Genomic DNA, 7,439 nt, shown 5'->3' with positions numbered 1-7,439 from the left:
TATGGTGCCGAAGGCCGGACTCGAACCGGCACGTATTTCTACGGTTGATTTTGAATCAACTGCGTCTACCGATTTCGCCACTTCGGCACTGAAGGGGATGCGGAAACGTTGTGGATTATACCTGTCGCGCGCCGCCATGCAAGCGGCGACGCGCTAAACCTACGCTAAGTGCCCAAAAAACCAGCGCCCTGTCATTCTACCTCGGAAACCGCCAGCCGAATCACGCCTGCCGCCTTCTGCTCTGGCAGCGCCAGCACCTTCGCCCACATCTCCTGCACCATGTCGCAGGAGAGCTTCTCTTTGCCCACCGCCTTCTCCGGCATCTGCAGCAGCTGGATGTCCTCGCCGTACTTGTCGGCCAGCGTTTTCATAATCGGACGGACATCCGTCACCGCGGCTTCGCGTTCTTCCGGGGTTACGGTGTGGCGGTTTTTGCCGTAGGCCGCGCGCATCATGTCGGCGTCGGCCTGCATGCGCCGTGTCATCAGGTCTTTATCCAGCATGCGCATCGGGTTGACGCCCCCCTTCACCGCCGGGTAGAGGAAGCGGAAACAGGCGTCGTCGCTCACCTTCTGAATGGCGGCGGTCTGCTCCATGTTGATCGTCATATAGTTCACCACGTTAGCGTCCGGCGCGTTTTGCAGGCGCGACATCTGCAGATGCAGGATCTGCGGCTGGATGGTGTCGATAATCTTCTGCTCCGGCTCGCCGGCTTTTTGCAGGGCCGCCATCTGGTCAAGAATGCGCTGATGAAGCACAGGCTCCTGCTCTTTAATCACCTGCCAGGCGGGCATTGCGTTGAGGGTGGTATCAAGCTGCTGTTCGGGGGTGTGCTGGCGTTGTTTGTCGAAGTAGACCCAGAACGCCACGACGGCGGCCAGGAGAGTCACCACGACTATACGGATCCACGTTTTATTCATCTCGCATCCTTTTCTTTTCGCTATGCCGGTTTACACCGGCACGCCGCTGTGAAAGCGAAACTCGTTGTCCGGTGTCGAGATAAGTGTGGCTTCAATTTCGCCAAAAAGCTGTATGCGCGGTGAGATATCGTCGTCGCTCACCTGTTGGGCAAGCGTCAGGTAGTCCTGATAGTGGCGCGCTTCCGAGCGCAGCAGCGAGAGATAGAACTTCTGCAGGTCGTCGTCGAGGAACGGGGCCAGCGCGGCGAAACGCTCGCAGGAGCGGGCTTCGATGTAGGCACCGCAGATGAGCTTGTCGATAAGCGTCAGCGGTTCATGCGTGCGCACCGCTTTCAGCATCCCTTTGGCGTAGCGGCTGGCGGTGATTTTGACGTACGGAATGTCGCGCACCAGCATCGCCTCGCGCACCTGCCAGAAGTGGTGCAGCTCTTCTTTGATCAGCAGCACCATGCTGTCGATAAGCGCCTGGCCCCACGGGTCGTCGGTTTTGGGCATGACGCTTTTGCCAATCTGCTTGTGCAGGGCCACAAAATCCGGTTCAGGGCCTTCGCGGAAGGTGAACGCTTCGTAGGGTTTGAGCCAGTCGAGCAGCGCGTCGGCACCGCTTTCGTCGGCGACATATTTGCGCACCAGCAGCAGCGCGGTCTGGGCGGCCTTGAGCTCGCACACCATGTGGTCGGTGAGCAGCAGCGGCAGGTTCGCCGGATCGCGGGCTTTATCAATCCATGCTGGCGGGGTCGGGCACTGGAGGAAGTTAAGAACGGGGGCGAGTATGTGCGGGTAATCCATGGTTCTGCCTTGAAAAAGCGGTGGCACGCGCCACCGCCTGAAACGCTTAGTGACGCACGCCGTCGTCGTCTTCGTCGATGAAATCTTCGTCGTCGCCTTCTTCGCCGTCTTCACCGTTCGGATCTTCGAAGTAGGTTCCCCAGCCGTCGTATTCCACTTCAAACTTCTCGGCCAGGTTCATCAGCTGTTCGACCTGAGCGTCGATCAGTTCTGCTTTCAGCGCGCCTTCGCTCAGAATATCGCAGCAGATGACGGTGTCGCCCTCTTCCACTTCCAGCTCTTCCGGCTCGGTCACTTCGTAACCCAGTTTGAAAGCTTCTACCGCCAGTTTTTCCAGCGCGTCGAAATCGTCAGCAGAGAAATGGTGCTCGATGGTGTACAGCGCGTCCGGATCGCTACCGTCTTCCAGCAGTTCTTCGATAATCAGGCGCGTCTCTTCGCGTTGCTCTTCCAGGTGTTCCGGGTTTGCCATGGCTCATTCCTCTTTAAAGTGCGGCAGATACTTCTATTTTCACACACGGACGGGTTTGCCTCCACCTTTGTTGGAAAGATTTGTGAAACGGGGTTGCAAATGAATAATTACACATATAAAGTGAATTTTAATTCAATAAGTGGCGTTTGCCATGTGAGGATAAAATGTCTGATCTGTACAAGAAACACTTTCTGAAATTGCTCGATTTTACCCCTGCACAGCTCAATTCCCTGCTGACCCTTGCCGCTCAGCTTAAAGCCGATAAAAAAAAGGGTAAGGAAGTACAAAAGCTTACTGGCAAAAACATCGCGCTCATCTTCGAAAAAGACTCAACCCGTACACGATGCTCTTTCGAAGTTGCCGCATTTGACCAGGGCGCGCGCGTCACGTATTTAGGGCCGAGCGGCAGCCAGATTGGGCATAAAGAATCAATTAAGGACACCGCGCGGGTACTCGGGCGGATGTACGATGGCATTCAGTATCGCGGTCACGGTCAGGACGTGGTCGAAACGCTGGCGCAGTATGCGGGCGTGCCGGTGTGGAACGGGCTGACCAACGAGTTCCATCCAACGCAGCTGCTGGCGGACCTGCTGACCATGCAGGAGCATCTGCCGGGCAAAGCGTTTAACGAGATGACGCTGGTTTATGCGGGCGATGCGCGTAACAACATGGGTAACTCGATGCTGGAAGCGGCAGCGTTAACCGGGCTGGATCTGCGTCTCGTGGCACCGAAAGCCTGCTGGCCGGAAGAGCGCCTGGTGGCGGAGTGCAGCGCGCTGGCGGAGAAGAATGGCGGGAAGATCACCCTGACGGAAGAGGTCGCGGCCGGCGTGAAAGGGGCGGACTTCATCTATACCGATGTGTGGGTGTCGATGGGCGAGGCCAAAGAGAAGTGGGCCGAGCGGATTGCCCTGCTGCGCGGGTATCAGGTGAACGCGCAGATGATGGCGCTGACCGGTAACCCGGACGTGAAGTTCCTGCACTGTCTGCCGGCGTTCCATGACGACCAGACCACGCTGGGTAAGCAGATGGCGAAAGAGTTCGATCTGCACGGCGGGATGGAAGTGACGGACGAGGTGTTTGAATCGGCGGCGAGCATTGTGTTTGACCAGGCAGAAAACCGGATGCATACCATTAAGGCGGTGATGGTGGCGACGCTTGGGGAGTGATCCTCTGTAGTCTGGTGCCCTCACCCCGGCCCTCTTCCACCGGGAGAGGGCGTAAACCGGCGCCGCTTCATTGATTTTTCCGCCTGAAAAAGGTACGTTTTCGCCTTAATTCCTGCGTGGACATACCATCATTATGCCGATTATTCAGTCTGTTGAACGTGCGTTGCAGATCCTCGACCTGTTTAACGAGCAGGCCACCGAGCTTAAGATCACCGACATCAGCAAACTGATGGGGCTGAGCAAAAGTACCCTCCACTCGCTGCTGAAAACCCTGCAGCTTCACGGCTATATCGATCAGAACCCGGAAAACGGTAAATATCGCCTCGGCATGAAGCTGGTTGAGCGCGGCCATTTTGTGGTGGGCTCAATCGATATTCGTCAAAAGGCGAAAGGCTGGCTGACGGAGCTGTCGCAGCGTACCGGGCAGACCACCCATCTGGGGATCCTGGACGGCCGTGAAGGCGTTTATATCGAGAAGATCGAAGGCAAGCTGGCGGCTATCGCCTATTCACGCATTGGTCGTCGGCTGCCGGTTCACGCCACCGCCATCGGCAAGGTGTTGATTGCCTGGCTTAGCGAGGCCGAGCTGAACGCCCTGCTTGAGGGCTATCAGTACACCACCTATACCCCTTCCACCCTTGCCTCCCGCGACGCCTTGCTGGAGGCCCTCGCCAAGACCCGCGAGCAGGGTTACGCCTTCGACCGCGAAGAGAACGAGCAGGGCGTGCGCTGCGTGGCGGTACCGGTGTGGAACCATGAATCCCGCGTGATTGCCGCCCTGAGTCTGTCGACGCTGACGTCGCGGGTGGATGACGCCGAACTGGCCAGCTTCCGCGAGCAGCTTCAGCAGGCCGGGCTCCAGCTCTCACGCGCGCTGGGTTACCCGGCCTGAGCCGCTATTTCGCGGCCGGTTCGTAGGTGAAGTAATCAAAGTCAGCGTGGCAGCCGTCACCGCTGATGTCTTCGCAGTGCAGGCCGACAAACGCGCCGGTAAAGAAGCCGCGGCCGCCGATGTAGTCATCCGACAGTTTCCACGCTTCATACGTCACCGGCACGGTGTGCCACGCCTCACCGTCAAACGAGTAGCTGTAACGGTAAACCAGGGTGTCGACGTCAACCCGTAACCAGATGCTCTCTGCGCTGTCCGGTACCGAGATCGGCTGTTCATGCAGCGGCCACGACGGCACGTTGTGGTCAAGCTGGATCATTTTGATCGTTCTGCCCTGCCCCTCCTCGTAGTCCACAAAGCAGTAGCTCCAGTTTTTACTGTTGTAGTAGCAGGTCAGCCCGGCGCTCTGCTGGAAGTGAACCGGCGAGAACTGCATGCGCGTCTCTGCCCGGAAGGCGAAGTGCTGCCAGCGGCGGGCCACGGTCGACTGGGTAAAGGTCGAGTTGAGCGAGTCGTTGCCGTAAAGCCGCAAATACCCCGGTCGCACGCTCAGCGAGCCGAGGGTGTCGTCGAACGGAATGCGCAGGGTCTGCAGCTCCGGGTCAAGCGTGCTGCCGTCGAAATCCTCCCGCCAGCTGTCCCGGGAGGCGGCGGGCTGCTCCGCTATCTGCGGGCCGGGGACGGTCAGTTGCGCGTGTTTGCCGCCTTCAACGTACGGCCAGCCGTCGCGCCATTCGATGCGCGCAATGCCGGTCTCGCGTCCCAGCGGGCAGTAGCCGCGCCCACCCGAGGCCAGCAGCGGTATACCCGGCAGGCGCAGCGGTCGGCTGGTGAGGTAGGCCATATACCACTCCCCGGTGTGGGTCTGCAGCAGCGAGCCGTGGCCGCTCTTCTGCAGCGGGTTCTCCGGCAGATGCCAGCTGGTCATCATCGTCACGTCCGGATGCAGTTCGTACGGCCCGTCGAGCGTTTTTGAGCGCAGCACCACCACCGCGTGTTCATAGCTGGTGCCGCCTTCGGCGACCATCAGGTAGTACCAGCCCTCTTTACGATAAAGGTGCGCCCCTTCGGTGTAGCAGAGCGGCGTGCCGGTAAACAGGGTTTTGCGCTCGGGTGAAAGGGTGCCGGTCTGCGGGTCAAACTCCTGCATCACGATGGTGTTATGCGGGTTGCTGTGATGGCGCGGCCCCCACGGGCGGTAGAGATAGTATTTACGGCCATCGTCGTCATGGAACAGCGACGGGTCAAACCCTCCGTTGCCCATCGGGATCGGTTCGCTCCACGGCCCCTCGATGGAGGGCGCAGTGACGAGGAAGTTACGGCCATTTTTCCACGGCGAATCGACAATTTTCACGTCGGTGTACAGCAGCCAGAATTGGCCATCGGCGTAGCTCAGGCACGGCGCCCAGATGCCGCCGGAGTCCGGGTTGCCCTTCATGTCCAGCATCGACACCCTGTCCAGCGGCGTGCTGACCAGCGACCAGTTCTTCATGTCGCGGGAGTGGTAGATGCGCACGCCCGGAAACCATTCAAACGTCGAGGTGGCGATGTAGTAATCCTCCCCCTGACGGCACAGGGACGGGTCCGGGTTAAAGCCGGTGAGGATCGGGTTTGTTATCGTTGTCATGTTGCCTCCTGTTAATGGGATGCGGCTGTCGCAGCGTCGGGCACGGCGTCACCCTGCGTTGCACGGTGCTTAATCAGCTGCTGGCTGATGGCCGCCACGCGGGCGTCGGTGAGTTTGTAGAACGACAGCATGATGAACATGCCCACGTAGAGCACCACCGGCACCACGCAGAACAAAATTTTAATGGTGGTCAGCACTTCGACCGGCTGCACGCTGCTGCTGGCGGAGTAGTTCACATACGCCAGGATCCAGCCCACCACCGCGCCGCCAATCGCCAGACCGATCTTCAGGCTGAACAGGTAGGTGGAGAACACCAGCCCGTCGAGACGGCGACCGCTACGGCTCTCCTCGTAATCCACCACGTCAGAAGCCATCAGCCACTGCAGAGGCGTGGTGGTGTTAAAGACGAACAGGAACAGAATGTTAAGGGCGAAAATCAGGGCGATATGTTCGGCCGGGATGAAGAAAATCAGCAGGCTGATCAGGGAGTAGGCCACGATAATCCACTTGAAGGCGGTCACCCGGTCAAAGCGCCCCAGCAGGCGGGATGAGCAAAGCGAACCAAACATGGTGGCGAGGCTGCCGTAAAGCAGAAACTGCGTCGCCATCTCCGGGTGATCCATGACGTACTTCACGAAGTAGAGCGTCGCCCCGCCGCGGACCACGTTGGAGCAGGTCGCCATCATCTTGAACGCACACATAATGCGCCACTGGGTATTGCCAAACAGAAGCTTGAGGTCTTTCGACACCGACGACCCCGGCTGCACCTCAAAGGTGTAGCGCTCTTTGGTGGTGAAGAAGCAGACGTAGAGCAGCACCACACCGCTCAGCCCCAGCACGCACATGGCGCCGAAATAGCCGACCTGCTCATCGCCTTTACCAATGATGCTCACCAGCGGCAGCGCAATGCCACTGATGGCCAGCGATCCCGCCGCCGCGAGGAAAAAGCGCCAGGACTGAAGCGCGTGGCGCTCTTTCGGGTCAGCGGTGATGACGCCCGGCATGGCGCAGTAAGGGACGTTAACGAAGGTGTAAACCAGGGTCAGCAGAATGTAGGTTATGCAGGCGTAGATGATTTTACCCTGCGCGGAGAAGTCCGGCGTGTAGAAGGTCAGCACGCAGACAATCCCAAACGGGATCGCGCCCCACAGCAGGAACGGGCGGAACTGGCCGTGACGCGTGCGGGTGCGGTCAACCAGCAGCCCCATCAGCGGATCGGTGACGGCATCCAGCACGCGGGAAACTAAAAACAGCGTCCCCATAATGCCCGCCGACAGGCCAAACACGTCGGTATAGAAATAGGCCAGCAGGAACATGGTGGCCTGCCAGACAAAGCCGCAGGCGGTGTCACCCAGCCCGTAGCCAATTTTATCTTTCATGGTTAATTGCATCATTACCCCCAACGGCAGTACGTGGAACAGTGCAAACGCCAGGGTCCTGATTCAGGCAAATAAATGCCCGGTGCATCATCAGGAATACACCCTTATTTCGTGTGCTGAATTCACAACATCGTGTTAATAGAGTGTAATTAAGTGTTCAATTAACCGACAATGGTCATATCTTATTTCTGAAT

Annotated in this window: 8 protein-coding genes and 1 tRNA gene; 3 read left to right on the top strand and 6 right to left on the bottom strand. The window is 58.6% G+C overall.

The features are described from left to right. Nucleotides 1-2: 2 nt before the first annotated feature. The 4 genes from JTA15_RS20155 to rraB all read right to left on the bottom strand — a co-directional run bounded on the left by JTA15_RS20155 (nt 3) and on the right by rraB (nt 2,181). Nucleotides 3-87: transfer RNA gene (locus JTA15_RS20155), tRNA-Leu, on the bottom strand. A 104-nt stretch (nt 88-191) separates the two neighbouring features. Beyond that, nucleotides 192-920 (bottom strand): hypothetical protein, encoded by a 729-nt coding sequence (locus JTA15_RS20150; protein WP_020885380.1) that lies wholly within the window; start codon nt 918-920, stop codon nt 192-194. Between the two features lie 30 nt (nt 921-950). Further along, nucleotides 951-1,709, bottom strand: coding sequence for a tRNA isopentenyl-2-thiomethyl-A-37 hydroxylase MiaE (miaE, locus tag JTA15_RS20145; RefSeq protein WP_219372638.1), 759 nt, complete (start codon nt 1,707-1,709; stop codon nt 951-953). Between the two features lie 46 nt (nt 1,710-1,755). After that, nucleotides 1,756-2,181: a ribonuclease E inhibitor RraB gene (gene rraB / locus JTA15_RS20140; protein WP_014168417.1), complete on the bottom strand. Its 426-nt coding sequence runs from the start codon at nt 2,179-2,181 to the stop codon at nt 1,756-1,758. A 99-nt stretch (nt 2,182-2,280) separates the two neighbouring features. On the opposite strand from rraB, the gene JTA15_RS20135 reads away from it, so the two are divergent. From JTA15_RS20135 to xynR, 3 genes are all read left to right on the top strand, one after another. Next, complete coding sequence (locus JTA15_RS20135; protein ID WP_215723726.1) at nt 2,281-2,376, top strand: hypothetical protein; 96 nt, start codon at nt 2,281-2,283, stop codon at nt 2,374-2,376. Next, nucleotides 2,346-3,350 (top strand): ornithine carbamoyltransferase, encoded by a 1,005-nt coding sequence (gene argF, locus JTA15_RS20130; RefSeq protein WP_032679528.1) that lies wholly within the window; start codon nt 2,346-2,348, stop codon nt 3,348-3,350. Before JTA15_RS20135 ends, argF begins: the two co-directional genes overlap by 31 nt. A gap of 133 nt (nt 3,351-3,483) precedes the next feature. Next, complete coding sequence (xynR, locus tag JTA15_RS20125) at nt 3,484-4,242, top strand: DNA-binding transcriptional repressor XynR (protein WP_219372637.1); 759 nt, start codon at nt 3,484-3,486, stop codon at nt 4,240-4,242. Nucleotides 4,243-4,246: 4 nt separating this feature from the next. On the opposite strand, the gene JTA15_RS20120 is transcribed toward xynR, so the two are convergent. Further along, entirely contained in the window at nt 4,247-5,866 is a 1,620-nt protein-coding gene (locus tag JTA15_RS20120) for a glycoside hydrolase family 43 protein (RefSeq protein WP_219372636.1), read from the bottom strand. A gap of 11 nt (nt 5,867-5,877) precedes the next feature. Continuing rightward, on the bottom strand, nt 5,878-7,260 hold the full coding sequence (locus JTA15_RS20115) for an MFS transporter (RefSeq protein WP_072126504.1): 1,383 nt from the start codon (nt 7,258-7,260) through the stop codon (nt 5,878-5,880). Nucleotides 7,261-7,439: the final 179 nt, after the last annotated feature.

Origin of the sequence: Enterobacter sp. BIDMC 29 (genome assembly GCF_019378755.1) — a bacterium.
Classification (GTDB): Bacteria; Pseudomonadota; Gammaproteobacteria; order Enterobacterales; family Enterobacteriaceae; genus Enterobacter; species Enterobacter ludwigii.
This window is presented reverse-complemented; position numbering and strand designations above follow the sequence as displayed.

Excerpts from the sequence above, each read along its gene's own strand:
- JTA15_RS20150 (WP_020885380.1), bottom strand. The coding sequence starts at position 920 with ATGAATAAAACGTGGATCCGTATAGTCGTGGTGACTCTCCTGGCCGCC.
- miaE (WP_219372638.1), bottom strand. The coding sequence starts at position 1,709 with ATGGATTACCCGCACATACTCGCCCCCGTTCTTAACTTCCTCCAGTGC.
- rraB (WP_014168417.1), bottom strand. The coding sequence starts at position 2,181 with ATGGCAAACCCGGAACACCTGGAAGAGCAACGCGAAGAGACGCGCCTG.
- JTA15_RS20135 (WP_215723726.1), top strand. The coding sequence starts at position 2,281 with ATGAATAATTACACATATAAAGTGAATTTTAATTCAATAAGTGGCGTT.
- argF (WP_032679528.1), top strand. The coding sequence starts at position 2,346 with ATGTCTGATCTGTACAAGAAACACTTTCTGAAATTGCTCGATTTTACC.
- xynR (WP_219372637.1), top strand. The coding sequence starts at position 3,484 with ATGCCGATTATTCAGTCTGTTGAACGTGCGTTGCAGATCCTCGACCTG.
- JTA15_RS20120 (WP_219372636.1), bottom strand. The coding sequence starts at position 5,866 with ATGACAACGATAACAAACCCGATCCTCACCGGCTTTAACCCGGACCCG.
- JTA15_RS20115 (WP_072126504.1), bottom strand. The coding sequence starts at position 7,260 with ATGATGCAATTAACCATGAAAGATAAAATTGGCTACGGGCTGGGTGAC.